This window comes from Streptomyces sp. NPDC025833 (genome assembly GCF_055558055.1).
The window spans coordinates 268,549-285,492 of the sequence record NZ_JBVHNF010000001.1 but is presented as its reverse complement, the minus strand read 5'-3'; the positions used below and the strand labels follow the sequence as shown (position 1 = coordinate 285,492).

At 75.8% G+C, this 16,944-nt stretch carries 16 protein-coding genes and 1 pseudogene; 8 read left to right on the top strand and 9 right to left on the bottom strand.

Features of this window, described 5'->3' with window-relative positions; translation table 11 throughout:
• Positions 1-240 precede the first annotated feature (240 nt).
• Together ACZ4K2_RS01210 and ACZ4K2_RS01205 are read left to right on the top strand one after the other, a co-directional pair.
• Entirely contained in the window at positions 241-1,542 is a 1,302-nt protein-coding gene (locus ACZ4K2_RS01210; RefSeq protein ID WP_467472704.1) for an alpha/beta fold hydrolase, read from the top strand.
• Between the two features lie 61 nt (positions 1,543-1,603).
• Positions 1,604-2,440 (top strand): pentapeptide repeat-containing protein, encoded by an 837-nt coding sequence (locus ACZ4K2_RS01205; RefSeq protein WP_467472706.1) that lies wholly within the window; start codon positions 1,604-1,606, stop codon positions 2,438-2,440.
• Here the strand turns inward: ACZ4K2_RS01205 and ACZ4K2_RS01200 are convergent.
• Complete coding sequence (locus ACZ4K2_RS01200; RefSeq protein ID WP_467472708.1) at positions 2,402-3,991, bottom strand: cytochrome P450; 1,590 nt, start codon at positions 3,989-3,991, stop codon at positions 2,402-2,404. The two genes, ACZ4K2_RS01205 and ACZ4K2_RS01200, sit on opposite strands and share 39 nt — an antisense overlap.
• A 121-nt stretch (positions 3,992-4,112) precedes the next feature.
• Here ACZ4K2_RS01200 and ACZ4K2_RS01195 point away from each other — a divergent pair, with 121 nt between their 5' ends.
• Both ACZ4K2_RS01195 and ACZ4K2_RS01190 read left to right on the top strand, forming a co-directional pair.
• Positions 4,113-4,721 (top strand): TetR/AcrR family transcriptional regulator, encoded by a 609-nt coding sequence (locus tag ACZ4K2_RS01195; RefSeq protein ID WP_467472710.1) that lies wholly within the window; start codon positions 4,113-4,115, stop codon positions 4,719-4,721.
• A 113-nt stretch (positions 4,722-4,834) separates the two neighbouring features.
• Positions 4,835-5,560 carry a DUF2470 domain-containing protein gene (locus tag ACZ4K2_RS01190; RefSeq protein ID WP_467472712.1) on the top strand — a complete coding sequence of 242 codons (726 nt, stop codon included), beginning with the start codon at positions 4,835-4,837 and terminating at the stop codon, positions 5,558-5,560.
• Here ACZ4K2_RS01190 and ACZ4K2_RS01185 read toward each other — a convergent pair.
• From ACZ4K2_RS01185 to ACZ4K2_RS01175, 3 genes are all read right to left on the bottom strand, one after another.
• A complete protein-coding gene (locus ACZ4K2_RS01185) occupies positions 5,528-6,772 on the bottom strand; it encodes a lactonase family protein (protein WP_467472715.1) in 1,245 nt (414 codons plus the stop codon). The genes ACZ4K2_RS01190 and ACZ4K2_RS01185 overlap by 33 nt on opposite strands.
• 126 nt (positions 6,773-6,898) lie before the next feature.
• Positions 6,899-8,152 carry an FUSC family protein gene (locus tag ACZ4K2_RS01180; RefSeq protein ID WP_467472716.1) on the bottom strand — a complete coding sequence of 418 codons (1,254 nt, stop codon included), beginning with the start codon at positions 8,150-8,152 and terminating at the stop codon, positions 6,899-6,901.
• A gap of 192 nt (positions 8,153-8,344) precedes the next feature.
• Complete coding sequence (locus ACZ4K2_RS01175; protein WP_467472717.1) at positions 8,345-8,839, bottom strand: FBP domain-containing protein; 495 nt, start codon at positions 8,837-8,839, stop codon at positions 8,345-8,347.
• A 167-nt stretch (positions 8,840-9,006) separates the two neighbouring features.
• Between ACZ4K2_RS01175 and ACZ4K2_RS01170 the strand changes: the two are divergent.
• Positions 9,007-10,227, top strand: a pseudogene (locus ACZ4K2_RS01170) (ROK family protein); the annotation flags it as partial.
• Between the two features lie 52 nt (positions 10,228-10,279).
• On the opposite strand, the gene ACZ4K2_RS01165 reads toward ACZ4K2_RS01170, so the two are convergent.
• The 4 genes from ACZ4K2_RS01165 to ACZ4K2_RS01150 all read right to left on the bottom strand — a co-directional run bounded on the left by ACZ4K2_RS01165 (position 10,280) and on the right by ACZ4K2_RS01150 (position 13,737).
• Positions 10,280-10,525: a hypothetical protein gene (locus ACZ4K2_RS01165; RefSeq protein WP_467472830.1), complete on the bottom strand. Its 246-nt coding sequence runs from the start codon at positions 10,523-10,525 to the stop codon at positions 10,280-10,282.
• Between the two features lie 55 nt (positions 10,526-10,580).
• The gene (locus ACZ4K2_RS01160; RefSeq protein ID WP_467472719.1) at positions 10,581-11,612 is read right to left on the bottom strand and encodes an SDR family oxidoreductase; all 1,032 of its coding nucleotides are present in this window, start codon (positions 11,610-11,612) and stop codon (positions 10,581-10,583) included.
• Between the two features lie 375 nt (positions 11,613-11,987).
• Positions 11,988-12,644 carry an HAD family hydrolase gene (locus ACZ4K2_RS01155; protein WP_467472720.1) on the bottom strand — a complete coding sequence of 219 codons (657 nt, stop codon included), beginning with the start codon at positions 12,642-12,644 and terminating at the stop codon, positions 11,988-11,990.
• A gap of 25 nt (positions 12,645-12,669) precedes the next feature.
• A complete protein-coding gene (locus tag ACZ4K2_RS01150) occupies positions 12,670-13,737 on the bottom strand; it encodes a PHP domain-containing protein (protein WP_467472722.1) in 1,068 nt (355 codons plus the stop codon).
• Positions 13,738-13,852: 115 nt separating this feature from the next.
• Here ACZ4K2_RS01150 and ACZ4K2_RS01145 point away from each other — a divergent pair, with 115 nt between their 5' ends.
• Genes ACZ4K2_RS01145 through ACZ4K2_RS01135 form a run of 3 tightly spaced genes read left to right on the top strand, consistent with a single transcriptional unit; the run spans position 13,853 to position 15,956 of the window.
• Complete coding sequence (locus ACZ4K2_RS01145) at positions 13,853-14,641, top strand: SDR family oxidoreductase (RefSeq protein WP_467472723.1); 789 nt, start codon at positions 13,853-13,855, stop codon at positions 14,639-14,641.
• A gap of 8 nt (positions 14,642-14,649) precedes the next feature.
• A complete protein-coding gene (locus ACZ4K2_RS01140) occupies positions 14,650-15,675 on the top strand; it encodes a DNA topoisomerase IB (protein WP_467472725.1) in 1,026 nt (341 codons plus the stop codon).
• 35 nt (positions 15,676-15,710) lie between these two features.
• Positions 15,711-15,956: a hypothetical protein gene (locus ACZ4K2_RS01135; protein WP_467472727.1), complete on the top strand. Its 246-nt coding sequence runs from the start codon at positions 15,711-15,713 to the stop codon at positions 15,954-15,956.
• Positions 15,957-16,107: 151 nt separating this feature from the next.
• On the opposite strand, the gene ACZ4K2_RS01130 is transcribed toward ACZ4K2_RS01135, so the two are convergent.
• On the bottom strand, positions 16,108-16,713 hold the full coding sequence (locus ACZ4K2_RS01130; protein ID WP_467472729.1) for a VanZ family protein: 606 nt from the start codon (positions 16,711-16,713) through the stop codon (positions 16,108-16,110).
• Positions 16,714-16,944: the final 231 nt, after the last annotated feature.

Genomic DNA, 16,944 nt, shown 5'->3' with positions numbered 1-16,944 from the left:
CCCCCGTCCCGCCGCCGTGGGGCGGGCCGCCGTACCGCGACCGGAGGACACCCGGGCGCGGCAGGGACGAAGGAGGCGGTCCGCTGTCGTGCGCACCGCCGGGGCGCCGGTGACGTGCCGTTCCGGGCCGGCCGCGTGCTGGCCGGCCGTTCGGCGCGGGCCGGTGATCCCGGGGCCCGGCCCGGCCCGGGCGGTGTGCTGAACTGGGACGCGTCCGCGCCCTCCGTCCGGGGAGATCCGTTGAGTTCCAGCTACCGCCAGCCCGGCGTCGTCCTCACCGACCGGCACTTCACCGTGCCCCTCGACCACGCCGACCCGGACGGCGAGACCGTCCGGCTGTACGCCCGCGAGGCGGTGGCGAGCGACAAGGCCGGGCAGGACCTGCCCTGGCTGGTGTACCTCCAGGGCGGTCCGGGATTCGGGGCGAATCGTTTCGTCGGACGGCAGGCGTGGCTCGACCGGGCCCTGCGGGAGTACCGCGTCCTGCTGCTCGACCAGCGCGGCACCGGACGCTCGACCCCCGCCACCCGGCAGACGCTCCCGCTGCGCGGCGGTCCGGCCGCCCAGGCCGACTACCTCACCCACTTCCGCGCCGACTCGATCGTCCGCGACTGCGAGGCCATCCGCCCCCAGCTCACCGGCGGCGCCCCGTGGACCGTGCTCGGTCAGAGCTTCGGCGGTTTCTGCACGGTGTCGTACCTCTCCCTCGCCCCGGAGGGCGTCGAGACCGCGATCGTCACCGGCGGCCTGCCCTCCCTGAGCGCCCACGCCGACGACGTCTACCGCGCCGCCTACCCGCGCATCGAGCGCAAGGTCACCGCGCACTACGCGCGCTACCCGCAGGACGTCGAGCGGGCCCGCCGGATCGCCGACCACCTCCTCGGCCACGATGTGGTGCTGCCCAACGGCTACCGGCTCACCGTGGAGGCGTTCCAGTCCCTGGGCCTGATGCTCGGCACGAGCGACGGCAGCCACCGCCTGCACCACCTGCTGGAGGACGCCTTCGTCCGCACCTCCGGCGGCCCCGAACTGTCCGACGCCTTCCAGGAGCAGGCGCAGACCCTGCTGTCGTACGCCGCGCACCCCCTCTACGCCCTCGTCCACGAGTCGATCTACGGCCAGGACGCGCGGCCCACCGCCTGGGCCGCCGAACGCGTCCGCGCCGAGTTCCCGCAGTTCGACGCGGCCGAGGCGCTCACCGGCGACGGCCCGGTCCTGTTCACCGGCGAGACCGTCCACCCCTGGACGTTCGACACCGACCCGGCCCTGCGGCCCCTGCGCGAGACGGCCGAACTGCTCGCCGCCCGCACCGACTGGCGCCCGCTGTACGACCCGGCCCGCCTCGCCGCCAACGAGGTCCCCGTCGCCGCGGCCGTCTACCACGACGACATGTACGTCGACACCGCCCACGCGCTGGAGACCGCCCGCGCCGTCCGCGGACTGCGCACCTGGGTCACCGACGAGTTCGAGCACGACGGCCTGCGCACGGGCGCCCCGCGCGTCCTGGACCGGCTGCTGGCACTCGCCCGCGACGAGGTCTGACCGCCGGCCGGCGGCCCGCCCCGGCGGACGGCTGAACGAGCAGGTCAGTAGGCTGGCGCCCATGCCGGACCAGATAACCGACCCCGCCGGGCTGCGCGGTGACTGCGCACAGTGCTTCGGGCTGTGCTGTGTCGCCCTGCCGTTCGCCCGCTCCGCCGACTTCGCGCTGGACAAGCCCGCGGGCAAGCCGTGCCAGAACCTCCGGGACGACCACCGCTGCGGCATCCACGCGCAACTGCGGCAGAAGGGCTTCTCCGGCTGCACGGTCTACGACTGCTTCGGCGCCGGACAGAAGGTCTCCCAGGTCACCTTCGGCGGCCAGGACTGGCGCACCGGCCCCGAGGAACGGGCCGGCCTGATGTTCGAGGTGTTCCCGGTCGTCCGGCAGCTCCACGAGCTGCTGTACTACCTGACGGAGTCGCTGGGCCTGCCGGCCGCCCGGCCGGTCCACGCCGAGCTGCGGCAGGCGCTCCGGGAGACCGAGCGCCTCACGCGGCAGACCCCCGGGGAACTGGCCGCGCTGGACGTGGCCGCGCACCGCCGGGAGGTCAACGTGCTGCTGCTGCGCACCAGCGAGCTGGCCCGGGCCGGGATCCGCGGCAAGGGGAAGGGCAAGGACCGGCGGGGCGCGGACCTCGTCGGCGCCCGGCTCAGGGGCGCCGACCTGCGCGGCGCCAGCCTGCGGGGGGCCTGCCTGATCGCCGCCGACCTCACCGGCGCCGACCTGCGCGGCGCGGACCTCATCGGCGCCGACCTGCGGGACACCGAGCTGACCGACGCCGATCTCACCGGCGCCCTCTTCCTCACCCAGCCGCAGCTCAACGCGGCCCGGGGGAGCGCCGGCACGCGCCTGCCCGCCTCAGTCACCCGCCCCGCGCACTGGACAGCGGCCCGCTGACGCCGGCCGCTCCGCCGCGAGCAGCGCGCCGTGCGGCTCCGGGCTCCCGTCCGCTTCGGGTGCCGCTGCGGGGCGTTGTCCGCCGGTGCCGCCCGGCGGGGCCGGCCGCCGCCGTTCCAGCCGCAGCCGCAGGCCGTCCGGCATGAGTGTCAGGCGCTCGGTGACGGTCAGCCGGTAGCCGGGTTCGGGGTGCAGCTCGTAGCGCCGCAGCAGCAGCCCGAGGACCAGGGTCGCCTCGTGCAGGGCGAACTGGCGGCCGATGCAGGCGCGGGCGCCGGTGCCGAACGGTTTGAAGGTGTGCGGCGGCCGGGCCCGCACGGCCGCGGCGGTGAACCGGTCCGGGTCGAACCGCTCGGCGTCCTCGCCCCACACCTCCGGCTCGCGGTGCAGGAGCGGGGTCAGCACCAGGGCCCACGCGCCCCGGCGCATCGGGTGCTCCCCGCCGAGGACGGTGTCCTGCCGGGCCTCCCGGGCGAAGGCGGGCGCGGTGGGCCACAGCCGCAGCGACTCGTCCAGCACCCGGCGGACGTAGCGCAGCTTGGCGACCCGGTCGTAGCCGGGCAGCGGGGTGTCGCCCCAGACGCGGTCCACCTCGGCGCGGGCCCGGGCGGCGATCTCCGGGTGCCGGGCGAGGTGGTGGAGCGCGAAGGAGAGCGCCCCCGAGGTGGTCTCATGGCCCGCCACCAGGAAGGTGATCACCTGCTTGCGGACGTTCTCGGGGGAGAGCCGCTCGCCGGTCACCGGGTGCGTGGTGGCCAGCATGCGGTCGAGCAGGTCCCCCTCGCCGCCGCCGGAGCGGCGGCGGTCGGCGACCAGCGCGTCGACCGTGCGGTCGAGGTACGCCATGTCGGCCGCGTTGCGCCGGGCGGCGGCGCGCAGCAGCAGCGGGGCCAGCGGCGCGGGCACGCTGTTCAGCCGCTGCGCGTAGCCGAGCGTGCCGACCATCGCCGTGACGAAGGGGTGCGGCCGGTCCCGCTCGAAGGAGGCGAAGTCGTGCCCGAAGCCGGTGCGCGCGATCGTCTCCAGGGTCAGCCGGGTCATGTCGCCGGGGACGTCCACCGTCCGCCCGGCCGCGAGCCGCCGGTCCCAGTGGTCGGTCAGCCGGCCGGCGACCGCCAGCATCATCCCGTGGTAGCCCGCCATGGCCTCCCGGCCGAACCCGGGGGCCAGGACGTCGTGCGCGAGCTGCCAGTTCGGCTCGTGGTTGTAGGCCGTGAACAGGCCGTCCCCGGCCACCGGCCGCAGGTTGGCGACGCCCAGCCCGACGTGCTTGGCGAACCGGGACTCGTCGGCGAGGTCGGCGACCAGCCGGGCCCCCCACACGAACACGAACTCCTTGCCGAAGACCCGCCGCCGGTAGATCGGTCCCAGTGCGCGCCCGAAGCGCATGGAGTCCTGGAGCGGCCGCCGCCGGTCGGCGCCGAGCACATCGCCGAGGAGGGGCAGCCGGCGCCGGGGGTGCGGGATGCGGTGCAGCTCGGGCCAGCCCTGCTCGGCGCTCCGGAAGCCCTTCGGCAGCCCGCTCCCCGTGGTCTGCGTCGTCTCCGCCATGACGCGATCTCCCTTGTGCCAGCGGATGGTTGGAACTGTGACGCGCGCGTGTTGTACGTGGGTTCAATAGCGGGCCCCAGTGTGGTCCCGTTGTTGAATCGGCGTCAAGTAAGGTGACGCCATGTCCGCGAACGAGGGGGAGCGCGCCCGGCGCCGACTAAGCACCGGGGAACGGCGTGAGCAACTGCTGTCGGTCGGCGCGCGGCTGTTCTCGGAGAGCCCCTACGACGAGGTCCGGATCGAGCGGGTCGCGGAGCTCGCGGAGGTCTCGCGCGGACTGCTCTACCACTACTTCCCGACCAAGCGGGACTTCTTCGCCGCGGTCGTGGAGCGGGAGAGCGCGCGCATGCTCCGGATGACGGCCGCCGAGCCCGGCGTGCCGGTGCGCGAGCAGCTCACCGCCGGCCTCGACACCTACCTCGGCTACGTCCAGGCGCACGCCCACGGCTTCCGCGCCTTCCACCGCGCCGACGCCGCCGGCGACCGGACCGTGCGCCGGGTGTACCGGGAGGCGCTGGCCGCCCAGGAGAAGCAGATCCTGGCCGCGCTCGCCGCCGATCCGGAGTTCGGAGCGGGCTTCGCGGCCGCCGCCGGGGTGCGGCTCGCGGTGCGCGGCTGGCTCGCCTTCACCACCGCGGTCTGCCTGGAGTGGCTGCGCGGCGAGGGCGAGCCGGGCCGCGAGCAGGTGCGCGACCTGTGCGCCCGCGCCCTGCTGGGCGTCCTCTCCTAGCCCGGTCCCGACTCCGGCCCCGGCCCGCTTCCGCCCCGGTCACGGGGGCGGCGTGGTTGGCGTGCGCGCCGGACTCCTATAGGTTAGGCAAGGCTTACCTAAGGAGGTTCGGGATGGGTGACACTCGGGACTGGACGGCCGCCCCCGGCGCGGCGGAACGGGCGCGCTCGGTGCTGGCCGTCGCGTGGTCGTGCGCGGTGACCGCGGACGGCGTGCGCGAGGAGTACGTCGGCGCGCACACCGTGACCGAGGACGGCGCGGTCCGCCTGTCCGTGCCCGGGGACAGCGCTCTGTTCGCCGCCGCCCGGTGCGCGCCGCGCCGGGAACCCTCCGCCCTGCTGGAGTTCGCCGACGTGGCCCCGGTGCCGGTGCGCAACCGCGTCCGGGCCCGGCTCCTGCTCTCCGGCTGGTTCACCCCCGCCGGGGGCAGCCTGCTGTTCCGGCCCACCCGGGTGGTGCTCCGGCAGGCCGACGGTCCCGTGGTCGTCGACCCGGACGACTTCTCCGCGGCCCGGCCCGACCCCCTCGCCGGCGCCGAGGCCCGGCTGCTCACCCACCTCGCCGACGCCCACCCCGACGCCGTCGAGCGGCTCACCCGGCTGGTGCGGCCCGAGAGCCTGCACGCCGCGACCCGGGTGGTGCCGCTCGCCGTCGACCGGCACGGGCTGACCCTGCGCATCGAACGCACCCGGGCCCACGGCGACGTACGGCTGCCCTTCCACGCGCCCGCCGACGACGTCGCCCGCCTCACCGAGCGCGTCCACGCCCTCCTGGCGCGGGCCGGCGCCGCCGCCTGCCCCCGCGGGCTACAGCGGCAGCGCGCAGACGGCGACGGGTGACGCGAACGGCGCACCGGCCGGCCGCAACTGCCCGTCCGCCGCGTCGACCTGGAAGACGGTGACCGTGCCCGAGCGCTGGTTGGCCGCGAACAGCAGCCGGCCGTCGGGCGAGAACGCGATCTGCCGCGGGAAGTCCCCGCCCACCGGGACGGTGCCGAGCAGCCGCAGCCGGGCCCCGTCCGCCTCGACGGCGTACCGGGCGAGGCTGTTGTGCCCCCGGTTGGCCAGGTAGGCGTACCGGCCGTCCGCCGTCACCAGGAACTGCGCCGGGTAGTTGGTGCCGCCGCCCGAGCCCGTCGGCTGCGGCCCGCCGACGTCCAGCCGGCCGGTCGCCGGGTCGTAGGCGCAGACGGCGACGGTGTCGTCCACCTCGTTGGCCAGGTACGCGTACCGTCCGCCGGGGTGGAACGTCAGGTGGCGCGGCCCCGCGCCGGGCCGGGTGCGCGCCCGCGCCACCTCCGCCAGCGTGCCCTTCGCCGCGTCGAGGCGGTAGGTGTAGACGGTGTCGGTGCCGAGGTCCACGGCGAGGACGTGCCCGCCGTCCGGGCTGGTGAGGAACTGGTGCGCGTGCGGGCCCCACTGACCCGGTCCGGGGGGCGGGGAGGTGTGCGTGACCCGGTCGGTCCGCTCGCCCAGGGCGCCCGAGGCGTCGATGGGGTGCACCGTCACGCTGCCCGAGCCGTAGTCGGCGCTCAGCAGCCAGCGCCCGCCGGGGTGCACCGAGAGGTGGCAGGGGCTCGCGCCGCCCGTGCTCCGGGTGCCGAGGATCCGCCGGTCCGCCAGCCGCACGGCCGTCACGGCGCCGTCCTGCCGCTCGTCCACCGCGTACAGCGTGCGGCCGTCCGGGTGCACGGCGAGGTACGAGGGGTCGGGCACCCCGGTGAGCGTGCCCGCCCCGGTGATCCGGCCCGTCCCCGGGTCGTACGACGCCAGGCCGATCCCGGTGCCGCCGCCCGGCGCGGAGGTGTACGTGCCGAGATACAGCGGGCGGGGTCCGGACCGTCCTGACGGCCCGCGGGCCGGCGCGGCCGGCTCCGGGGCGCGTGCCGTGCTCCCGCCGCCGGTGGCCGGGGCCGCCGGGGACGGCACCGCCACGACGGCCGCCGTCCCGGCCGCCGCCCCGACGAACCGGCGCCTGGTCCAGCCGCCGGTCCGCCCCCCGTCCCGCCGCGGGGCGGAGCCCCCGCCGTCCGTCCGTGCCTCCGTGTCCATACGCACCCCAGGTCGTCGGTCGCCCTGCTCGTGACAGACACCTTGGCCCGCCCCGGCCGTCGAGGGCAAGACGGGCAACGTCTGTTGCGCAGAGCGCAACGCCGGATCGGAGGGCCGACGTCCGCCTCACCGGTCGCGCTCACCGAACCCCGCGCGGTTGCGCCACAGCTCCTCCTGGACGCCCAGCCGGTCGCGCAGCCGGGCCATCCGGGGCAGCTTCGCCCGCTGCTCGCGTGAGACCCGGTCCAGTTCCTCCAGCAGGCGGCGGGTGCGGTGCTCGGTGTTCAGCTCGTCGATGATCCGGGTGGTCTCGGTCAGCACGGCCCCCAGCAACTGCCAGTCCGCCCAGTTCTCGGCGATCTCCTCCCGGAGCAGCTCGGCCAGCCGGTCCCGGGTGCCCGCCGCCGTGTGCAGCTCGGCCGACAGCCGGGCCTCCGCCGACTCGGCGTTCTCGCTCAGATCCGTGGTCACCAGCACGGCGAAGCTGACCACCGCGTCCGCGATCTCCGACAGCAGCTGCTCCACGGTCGCCCCGACCCGGGGCGGGAACAGGTCGTCGGGATCCCGGGCCTTCGCCAGGTCCGTGAACGAACGGGCCAGCACCCGCAGCACCACCGTGCAGATCTCCAGGGTGTCCAGGCCGGTCCGCAGCACCACCCGGTGCAGCAGTCCCTCCCGCACCCTCGGATTGAGCCGCAGACTGTCCTCGGCCTGCCGCAGTGCCGCGTCCACGCGCACGATGTCGTGGTCCAGCCGGCGGGCCTCGTGCAGCCGTTCGGCCGCCCGCTGCCAGGGGGTCCGGCCCGCGGCCTCCTCACCCATCCGCAGCATCAGCTGCCGCACCCGCCGCGCCAGGTCCTCGATGGACTGGCCCGCCTTGTCCACCCAGACGGGCGGGGGCAGCAGCAGGTTGCAGGCGGTGCCGACGACCGCGCCGATCAGCGTCTCCACGATGCGCGCCCACGCGGTGAACCCGTGCGCGGTGACCCCGAGCACCAGCATCGCGCTGATCGCCACCTCGGCCACGTACTCGTCGACGCGCACCAGGTGGCCCACGGCCAGGGACGCGACGATCAGCAGCGCGAGGCTCCACCAGGTCAGGCCCACCAGCACACTGAAGGCGATGGCCACGAGCACGCCGGCGACCACCGAGTTCACCCGGCGGATGCCGTTGGTGAGCGTGGCGAAGAAGGTCACCTGCACGACCAGCAGCGCCGTCAGCGGCGCGGTCAGCGGGGCCGGCTCGGGACTCAGCCGGAGCGCGATCACGTAGGCGACCGTCGCGGCCGCGGTCGAGCGCAGCGTCTGGACGACCACCGGCTCCCGGCGTCGCTTCAGCAGGCGCAGCAGGCCCGAGGTCCACTCTCGTACGTCGAACATCGTGTGGCCTGTTCCCGTTCCCCGGGTACCTCGAACGTGGCCGTCCGCGGTCTGTTGCCGACCGCACATGTTCACGTAAGGCCAGGTGGCCGAGGTCCCCCTCCTCGGCCTCGGGGGTTCACGGCACGGCGGTGACCCGGATGCGCGGCGGAAATCCGGCCACTTCCGGGGGATCGGTGCGTACGGCGGGAGTCACACGTACAGCTTGTCGAGGAAGGCGGAGAGGTTGTTCCCGGCCCGTGCGATCTGCTCCTCCAGGGTGAGGCTCTCCTCGAAGCGGGCGCCGGAGGCCGGCACCTTCTTGCCGCGCAGGTACAGGGAGCAGGCCAGGTCCGTGCACATGTACAGACCGACCGAGTTGCCCTCGCGGCCCGCCGTGCCCGCCTTGCGTGCGGTCATCAGCGACACCCCGCCGCCGCGGTGCGTGGTCAGGCAGAGGGAGCACATGCTGCGGTGCAGGAAGCCGCGCTGCGAGGCCGGGAAGCGCAGGGTGACGCCGACGGCCCGGCCCTCCCGCTCGGTGACCAGATAGCTCCGGTCGGGGGCGCCCAGGTCGCGCCAGCCGAGGAAGTCCAGGTCGTCCCAGGGGCGTTCGTCGAGGTCGCGCGGGACGGGCAGCCGTTTGGCCTCGCCCTTGGAGCAGTTGACGAACGAGGCGCGGATGTCCTGCTCGGTGAGCGCGATCATGGGGGAGTCCCTTCGTCGGTTCCGTCGTCGGCCTCGTGGCCGACCATTGCCTAAGACCCCTAGGGTTGCGCCTATCGTATGTAGCCGGGCGGGGGGCGGCCAGCGAATTTCCGGGGGGCCGGCGCCGTCCGTCCGGCGCCCGCGGGCGTTCCGCGCGCCGTGCCGGGATGGTCCTCCAGCGGCTGAATCTCGACGGCCCGCTCAGCCGTTTCGCACCGGGCCCGGCCACCGGACTCGGCTCCGGCCCGGTCGGCAACGTGGTCGCGGACCTGATCGCCGACGGCCTGGTGGAGGAGGCCGGCAGCGTCGACTCCGACGGCGGCCGGCCGCGCACTCTGCCGCGCATCGCCCCGCACGGCGGCCGGATGATCGGCGTCGACGTGGGTGAGACCCGCGACCGCGTCGAACTGTTCGACCTCGCACTGACCGAGATCGTGTGCGCCGAGCGCCCCCCCGACGCCGCAGGGCCACGACGTCGACGTTATCGCCGGCCACCTCCGGGACGGCGTGGCCGAGATTCTCACCGCCGAGGGGACCGACCCCGGCCGGCTGCTCGGTGTCGGGGTCGGCGTGCCCGGCATCGTGGAGCACACCCCGGACCGGGGCGCCGTCGTCCACGGGCAGACATCGGCTGGGACGCGGTCCCGCTGGAGCGGCTGCTCCGCTCGGCCGCAGGGCTCCCGGCGCGGTGCCCTGCCTCATCGACAACGCCGCCAAGACGCTCGGCCAGGCGGGGACGTGGTGCGGCGCCCGCAGCGCCGTGGTCGTGCTCTTCGGCGCCGACGCCTGCCTGGTCACCCCCGAGACGGAACACGGCGGGCCGTGGAATGAGGCCACCTGACGGTGCGGGTGCGGGTGCGGGTGCGCGGTCGCCGCTGCCGCTGCGGCGCCCCGGCTGCCCGGAGGCCTACGCGGGCGCGGAGTCGCTGCTCGCCCGCCGGCGCGAGGAGGGCGGCGGGCCACCGGAGGGCACCGACGGGGAGACCGCGCTCACCGCGATGCCGGCGGCCGCCTACCCGCCCGGGGACGCCGAGCCCGACCGGGCCGCCCCGGCGGTCCTGGAGGAGACCGCCGCATACCCGGGCGCCGGCCTGTCGGACCTGATCCACCTCTTCCAGCCCGAGCGGGTCCTCACCGGCGGCCGGGCCGGGCTCCGGCTCGGCACGCGCTTCCCGCCCGGCGTCCGCCGGCACGCGGCGACGTACGCGCTGCGCCCCCCGGCCGACAGGGTGACCATCGGCCTCGGCCGGCTCGGCCCGGACGCGGTCACGGTCGGCGCCGCCGTCCTGCCGCCGGCCGGGTTCTCCGCGGGCGGCCGTCGCCCCGGACCGGTCGCCGAGGACCGGCTGCCCGCCCGGCGTGCCGCCCTGCGGCAGCGCGCCCCGCACCGACCCGGCCCAGGACCACCGGTCCGCCCCCGGGGCCCCGGGGGCGGCGGCCTCAGTCCGAGGGCTCCTCGGCGTCGGGGTGCTCGGGGTGCACCGTGCCGGACTGCGGCGCGCCCCGGGGGCCGCTGCCCGCCTCGTCCGTGCCGGGCGCGTCCGGTCCGTCCTGCTCCTCGGCCCCGCCGTGGCCGGGGTGTCCCGCCGCGACGTCCCAGGGGTCCTCGCCGGTGTCGGCCTGCTGGTCCGGCAGGTCCCGGGGGACCGGCCGTCCCCCGGCTCCGGAACCGCTGCTGCCCGTCATGCCGTCCTCCGTCCCTCGTCTCCTCGTAGGCCGCGGCGCCGGCGCCGCGGCCGGCTCAGCCGACCTTGCGCCCGCGCATCGGCTCGGTGTCCATCCCGCCGCCCTGCCGCAGGCCGTCCAGGAACTCCTTGAGCACCTCGGTCGACGTCCGCCGGGGCCGCCAGCCCAGTTCGGTGCGGGCCCGGGCGCAGTCCATCATCGGCAGCCGCAGCACGGCGTCGAACAGATGCGGGGAGGCCGGCAGCAGGTGCAGCCCCCAGGCGGCGGCGATCGCCGAGCGGGCCGCCGTACGCGGCAGCCGCACCGCCCGGGAGCCGAGCAGCTCGGCGAGCACACCGGCGTCCAGCGGGGGATCGGCGGCCAGGTTGTAGGCGCCCCGGGCGGTCTCCGAGTGCACCGCGAGCCGGTAGGCCTCGGCGGCGTCGTCGGTGTGCAGGGCCTGCACCTTGAGTCCCGGGACGTCCGGCAGGAACGGCAGCAGGTCCGGCCGGGCCAGCGGCCCGGGCAGGAAGCGCCCGCCGAAGATGCGCCGCTGCTCGCTCGCCGACTGCCACTTGAACAGGAACGCCGGGCGCATCCGGACCACCCGCACCTCGGGGTGGTCGCGCTCGAACACGTCGAGAGTGCGCTCCAGGTAGGCCTTCTCACGGCAGTACGCGGCGTCCGGCCAGCCGTGCGTCGGCCAGGACTCGTCCACCGGGTGGTCCTTGGGCCCCGGCGAGTACGCCCCCACGGAGGAGGCGTGCACCAGCACCGGCACCCGGGCCGCGGCGACCCCCTCGAAGACCCGGATGCCGCCGAGCACGTTGGTCCGCCAGGTGGTGGCCGGATCGTGCGTCGGCTGGAAGGCCCAGGCCAGGTTGATCACGGCGTCGGCGCCCTCGAACTGCTCGGCGAGGTTCGCCTGGTCCGAGGCGATGTCGACGGCGGCCCACTCGGTCTTCTCGGGCGACCACCCGGGGATCCGCCGGGCCAGCCCCCGCACCGACTTCACGTCGGGGTCCTCCGAGAGCAGGCGCACCACACTCGTCCCGACATTGCCGGTGGCGCCTGTCACGACGACCCTGGTCCCTGCTGAGCTGCTCACCTTCGGCTCCTCTCGTCGGCGCGGCGGAGGCTGCGACGAGCGGCCGGGTACCCGGGCGCCGGACCCGCACACGCGGCGCCGGCCGCACCCGGGGCGCGAGCACCGCGGGAGGCGGGCACCCGGGGACATGGGCGTGCGGGGCATGGAGAGCCCCGGCCGTGACGGGGGAATCACGACCGGGGCGGTCGGGTGGTGGGCGCGCAGGGCGGTCGCCTCGCGGCGAGGGGCTCCACAGGGCTTCAGCCGGACGATCGTCCCTGTGGGCGGAAGGTGAGGCCCGGGGACACTGTCCCCTCCGCACCCACGATCGGTTCAACGGGCAACCACCTCCCGGTGTTCCGGCCCCTCCCGTGACCTGCGTCACCGGGCGGCGGGTCAGGCCAGCGGGCTCCCGGCCAGCCGGGACAGCAGGTCGGCGGGGTCGGCGTACACCGCCCCGGCACCCGCCTCCTCCAGGTCGGCCCGGGGGATCCCGCCGCACAGCACGCCCACGCAGCGCACCCCCGCCTTGCTGCCCGCCCGCATGTCCCACACGGTGTCCCCGACGAACACCGCCCGGGAGGCGGGGACCCCGGCCAGCTCCAGCGCGTGCTCCACGGGCTCCGGGGCGGGCTTGCCCTCCCGCACGTCGTCGGCGCTCGCGGTGTCCGTGATGGCGTCGTCCGCGTCGATCGCCCGGCGCAGGGCGCCCAGTTCGGAGCCGCTCGCCGACGTGGCGAGGACCACCGTCCAGCCGTCCCCGTGCAGCCGCCGCAGCAGCTCCCCGGCGCCCGGCAGGGCGGGCAGCCGGTCGAAGTACTGGCCGTAGAGCGCCTTGTGCGCCGCGCTGAGTTCGCCGTCCCGGTCCCGGTCGCGGTCGTCGCCGAGCAGGTGGGCGATCAGGTCCGTGGAGCCGAGGCCGATGGCCCGGTGCACGGCGTGCATGGGCACGTCGTGCCCGGCCTGGCGGAGCGCCTCCCACCAGGTGACGACGTGCAGGTGGTTGGTGTCGACGAGGGTTCCGTCGACGTCGAAGACGGCGGCTCGCTGCATGGGGGTCCTTTCTGGCGTCGGCTCGTCACCGGGTACCACGCCGGGCGCTCCGGGAACCCACCGCGCGCGCCGGCAGCCGGCCCTCGCGGGTCCAGCCGAGCAGTTCCCCGGCCGACCAGGTGGTCACCACCCGCTCGGGCGGCACCCCGCACTCCTCGGCCCGCGCGCAGCCCGGGAGCTGCCAGTCGAGCTGGCCGGGCGCGTGCGCGTCGGTGTCGACCGCGAAGAGCGTCCCCGCCGCGACCGCCCGGCGCAGCAGCCGCCGCGGCGGGTCCAGCCGCTCCGGACGGCTGTTGATCTCGACGGCCGTCCCCGCCTCGGCGCACGCGGCGAACACCTCCTCCGCGTCGAACCGCGACTCCGGCCGCCCGCGGCCCGTCACCAGGCGCCCGGTGCAGTGCCCGAGGACGTCCGCGTGCGGATCGCGCACCGCGGTCACCAGCCGGCGGGTCATCGCCCGGGCGTCCATCCGCAGCTTGGAGTGCACCGACACCACGACCACGTCCAGTCGTTCCAGCAGCTCCGGTTCCTGGTCCAGCGAGCCGTCGTCGAGGATGTCGCACTCGATGCCGGTGAGCAGCCGGAAGGGCGCCCACCGCCGGTTCAGCTCCGCCACCACCTCCAGTTGCTCGCGCAGCCGCTCGGCCGACAGCCCGCGGGCCACGGTCAGCCGCGGCGAGTGGTCGGTGAGAACGGTCCACTCGTGCCCCAGCCCGGCCGCCGCCCGGCCCATCTCCTCGATCGGGCTGCCGCCGTCGGACCAGTCCGAGTGCGTGTGGCAGTCCCCGCGGATCAGCGCCCGCAGGGACGCGCCGGGCGCGTCCGCGCCGGCCGGCGCGCCGGACTCCGCCTCCAGCCGGCGCAGGTAGCCGGGCACCTCACCGGCCAGCGCCTCCGACACCACCTGCGCGGTCCTGGGCCCGATCCCCTTCAGCGACTCCAGCGTCCCCGCCGCGGCCCGCCCGGCGACCTCGTCCGCGGGCAGCCCGGCGAGCACCCGGGCGGCGGTCCGGAAGGCCCGCACCCGGTAGGTGGGCGCCAGCGACCGCTCCAGCAGGAAGGCGATCCGCTCCAGGGCGGCGACGGGTTCCATGGGACAAGGTTCACACCGTTCGCCCCGCGAGGGGCGCCGGAGCCGCGTGGCCGGACCCGTTTGCCCCACCCGCTCCCGGGTACTGCGACGCGCACACACACGAGAGGAGCCGGACATGGCGGGCGCAGCGATCGTCACCGGCGCCGACTCCGGCATCGGACGCGCCACCGCGGTCCGGCTGGCGCGGGCGGGCCTGGACGTCGGCATCACCTGGCACGAGGACGAGGAGGGCGCCGAGGAGACGGCGCGGGAGGTCCGCGGCGCGGGCCGCGCGGCCGCCGTGGCGCGGCTCGACCTCACCCGCCTGCCGGAGGCCGCCGACACCGTGGACGACCTCTGCGAGGAGCTGGGCCGGATCGACGTCCTGGTCAACAACGCCGGTACGGGCACGATGACCCCCTACCTCGACCTCGCGCTGGCGGACGTGCGCCGGGTCCTCGACGTCGACCTCGTCGGCCCCTTCCTGCTCGGGCAGCGCGCGGCGCGGCGCATGATCCGCCAGGGCGACGGCGGCCGGATCGTCAACGTCACCTCCGTGCACGAGCACCAGCCCCGGGTCGGCGCCGCCCCGTACTGCGCGGCCAAGGGCGGACTCGGGCTGCTCACCCAGGTGATGGCCCTGGAGCTGGCCGAGTACGGCATCACGGTGAACGCGGTCGCGCCGGGCGAGATCGCCACCCCGATGACCGGCCAGGAGGACACCGATGTGCACACCGAGCACCGCCCCGGCGTACCGCTCGGACGGCCCGGCGACGCCCGCGAGGTCGCCGCGGTGATCGCCTTCCTGGCGAGCCCGGACGCCTCGTACGTCACCGGCGCCTCCTGGAGCGTCGACGGCGGCATGCTGCGCATGGGACCGCAGGCCGGCTCCCACCTGACCGCCGACGACTGGCGCCGTCCCTGAAGGCCGCCGTGCGACTGCGTACCAGCTCCCGCGACGAACCCGGCTTCCGGCGCGTGCGCTGCGGCCGGGGCTTCCGCTACACCGGGCCCGGCGGCGAGCGGCTCACCGACCCCGGTCAGCTCGCCCGGATCCGCGCCCTGGCCATCCCGCCCGCCTGGCGCGACGTGTGGATCTGCCGCCGGCCCGACGGGCACCTCCAGGCCGTCGGCACCGACGCCGCCGGGCGCCGCCAGTACCTCTACCACGAGCGGTTCCGGGCCGAGCAGGACAGGGCCAAGCACGCACACGTGCGGCAGATCGCGCGGTCCCTGCCCGAGCTGCGCGCGCAGGTTGCCCGCGACCTGGCGGGGCGCGGGCTCAGCCGGGACCGGGTCACCGCCTGCGCGGTCCGCCTGCTCGACCTCGGCTTCTTCCGTATCGGCAGCGACCGGCACACCCGCAACAGCGAGACCTACGGCCTGACGACCATGCTCCGCGAGCACGTCCGGTGCGGCCGCGCCGAGATCACGTTCAGCTTCCCCGCCAAGGGCGGCGTCGAGATGGTGCGCGCGCTCGTCGACGACCAGGTGCGCACGGTCAGCCACGCGCTGCTGCGCCGCCCGCGCGGCGGCGAGCGCTTCCTCGCCTTCCACGAGCACGGGGCCTGGCACGACCTGCACGGCGACGACCTCAACGAGGCACTGCGCCGGCTGTCCGGCACCGACGTCACCGCCAAGGACTTCCGGACCTGGCACGCCACGGTGCTGGCCGCCGTGGCGGTCGCCGTGACCGCGCGCGGCGCCCGGACCACCGACGCGGCCCGGCACCGGCAGACCGCCCGCGCGGTCCGCGAGGTCAGCCACTACCTGGGCAACACGCCCGCGGTGTGCCGGGCCTCGTACATCGACCCCCGGGTGTTCGAACTGTTCGAGCAGGGGGAGACCATCGCGCCCGCGCTCACCCGGCTGGGCGAACACGGGGACTTCGGGCGGCCCGCCACGCAGGGCGCCGTGGAGGCCGCGGTCCTCGGCCTGCTGGACGGCTCCGCCGGGTGACCCGTCCGCGCGGGTTGCGTTCTACCCTCGATTGCATGACCGAACAAGCAGCTCCCCACATCTCCCGGCCGCGGGTCATGGTCCTGGGCGTGTGCCCGGGCAGGCACGGCGAGCCGCCCTTCCGGATCATGGAGATCGACGGCGAGGTGGTCGCCGAGGCCAGGACCGTCACGGATGTGCTGGAGACGGCCGCCTCCCACGGCATCACCATCCACGACCTCGACGACCCGGACGTGGTCCGCTTCGTGGGCGGGGACAAATACACCTGGACGGTGCACTGAGCGGGCCGCTCGGTGCACCGTCCGCTTCCGGAGGGCGCCGCAGGTGCGGGCACGGAGCCGGACGGCCGAGCCGCGGGGAGAGTGATGCCCCTTGACGCAAGGAGTGGCACAAGGGGGTCGTCGGGGCCTGGCACGCGCCGGGCCCGGACGGTCACTCGGCGGGCGCCCGCCGCACCCGGCGGTGCACCCCGCGCCCGAGCCGCCGCCCCAGCAGCAGCCAACCCAGCAGCGCGCCCGCCGTGTTGAGGATGACGTCGTCGATGTCGAAGGCCCGCCCGGTGATCAGCGCGCCCTGTGCCAGCTCCACCATCAGCATCACCAGCGCCGTCAGCGCCAGCACCCGCCCCGCGCCCCGGGCCCGCGGGGCCAGCACCGGCACCAGCACCCCGAACGGCACGCCCAGCAGCACGTTCCCGCCGATCTGCTTCACCGTCTCCCGGAACTGCCCGTGCTGCACGTAGGCGTTGAGGGAGCGGCCGGGGTGCAGGTTGCTGTGCGTCAGCGACACCGAGGCGGGGGACGGCTGGAGCGTGAGGCGGGCCAGCACCACGGCGAACGCCACCATGCACGCGAAGGCGGCCAGCATCGCCAGCAGCCGGACGGGCAGGGGGAGCGCGTGCCGCTCGACCGGCTCGCCGGCCGGTTCCTCGGGCCGCCGGGCCGCGGGCAGCCGCGGGGTGGCACGATCGGGCTCTGTCCGCTCCCGCTTGCCGGGAGCGCGCAGGGCCGCGGGCAGACGCGGGACGGCACGGGACATGGTTCCTCCTCAACTTCACCGGGTCACAGGGCGGTTACCCGGCATCGCACCCCGGATGCCGCCGTCCCCGGCCCGCCGGGTACACAGCCGTGGTTCCGTTCACGCCTGCGGGGCACTCCGCGTACGACCCAGCGCGCCGCCGCTCCCGCCCGGGCCCGGTGGTGCTTGGATGCCCCCAGCGGCACCCCGGACACACCGCCGCGTACCCGGACGCAACGGACCGAGGAGGTG

Bases quoted from the DNA above. Each gene is read 5' to 3' on its own strand.
- ACZ4K2_RS01205 (WP_467472706.1), top strand. From the start codon at position 1,604: ATGCCGGACCAGATAACCGACCCCGCCGGGCTGCGCGGTGACTGCGCA.
- ACZ4K2_RS01200 (WP_467472708.1), bottom strand. From the start codon at position 3,991: ATGGCGGAGACGACGCAGACCACGGGGAGCGGGCTGCCGAAGGGCTTC.
- ACZ4K2_RS01195 (WP_467472710.1), top strand. From the start codon at position 4,113: ATGTCCGCGAACGAGGGGGAGCGCGCCCGGCGCCGACTAAGCACCGGG.
- ACZ4K2_RS01190 (WP_467472712.1), top strand. From the start codon at position 4,835: ATGGGTGACACTCGGGACTGGACGGCCGCCCCCGGCGCGGCGGAACGG.
- ACZ4K2_RS01185 (WP_467472715.1), bottom strand. From the start codon at position 6,772: ATGGACACGGAGGCACGGACGGACGGCGGGGGCTCCGCCCCGCGGCGG.
- ACZ4K2_RS01180 (WP_467472716.1), bottom strand. From the start codon at position 8,152: ATGTTCGACGTACGAGAGTGGACCTCGGGCCTGCTGCGCCTGCTGAAG.
- ACZ4K2_RS01175 (WP_467472717.1), bottom strand. From the start codon at position 8,839: ATGATCGCGCTCACCGAGCAGGACATCCGCGCCTCGTTCGTCAACTGC.
- ACZ4K2_RS01165 (WP_467472830.1), bottom strand. From the start codon at position 10,525: ATGACGGGCAGCAGCGGTTCCGGAGCCGGGGGACGGCCGGTCCCCCGG.
- ACZ4K2_RS01155 (WP_467472720.1), bottom strand. From the start codon at position 12,644: ATGCAGCGAGCCGCCGTCTTCGACGTCGACGGAACCCTCGTCGACACC.
- ACZ4K2_RS01150 (WP_467472722.1), bottom strand. From the start codon at position 13,737: ATGGAACCCGTCGCCGCCCTGGAGCGGATCGCCTTCCTGCTGGAGCGG.
- ACZ4K2_RS01145 (WP_467472723.1), top strand. From the start codon at position 13,853: ATGGCGGGCGCAGCGATCGTCACCGGCGCCGACTCCGGCATCGGACGC.
- ACZ4K2_RS01135 (WP_467472727.1), top strand. From the start codon at position 15,711: ATGACCGAACAAGCAGCTCCCCACATCTCCCGGCCGCGGGTCATGGTC.
- ACZ4K2_RS01130 (WP_467472729.1), bottom strand. From the start codon at position 16,713: ATGTCCCGTGCCGTCCCGCGTCTGCCCGCGGCCCTGCGCGCTCCCGGC.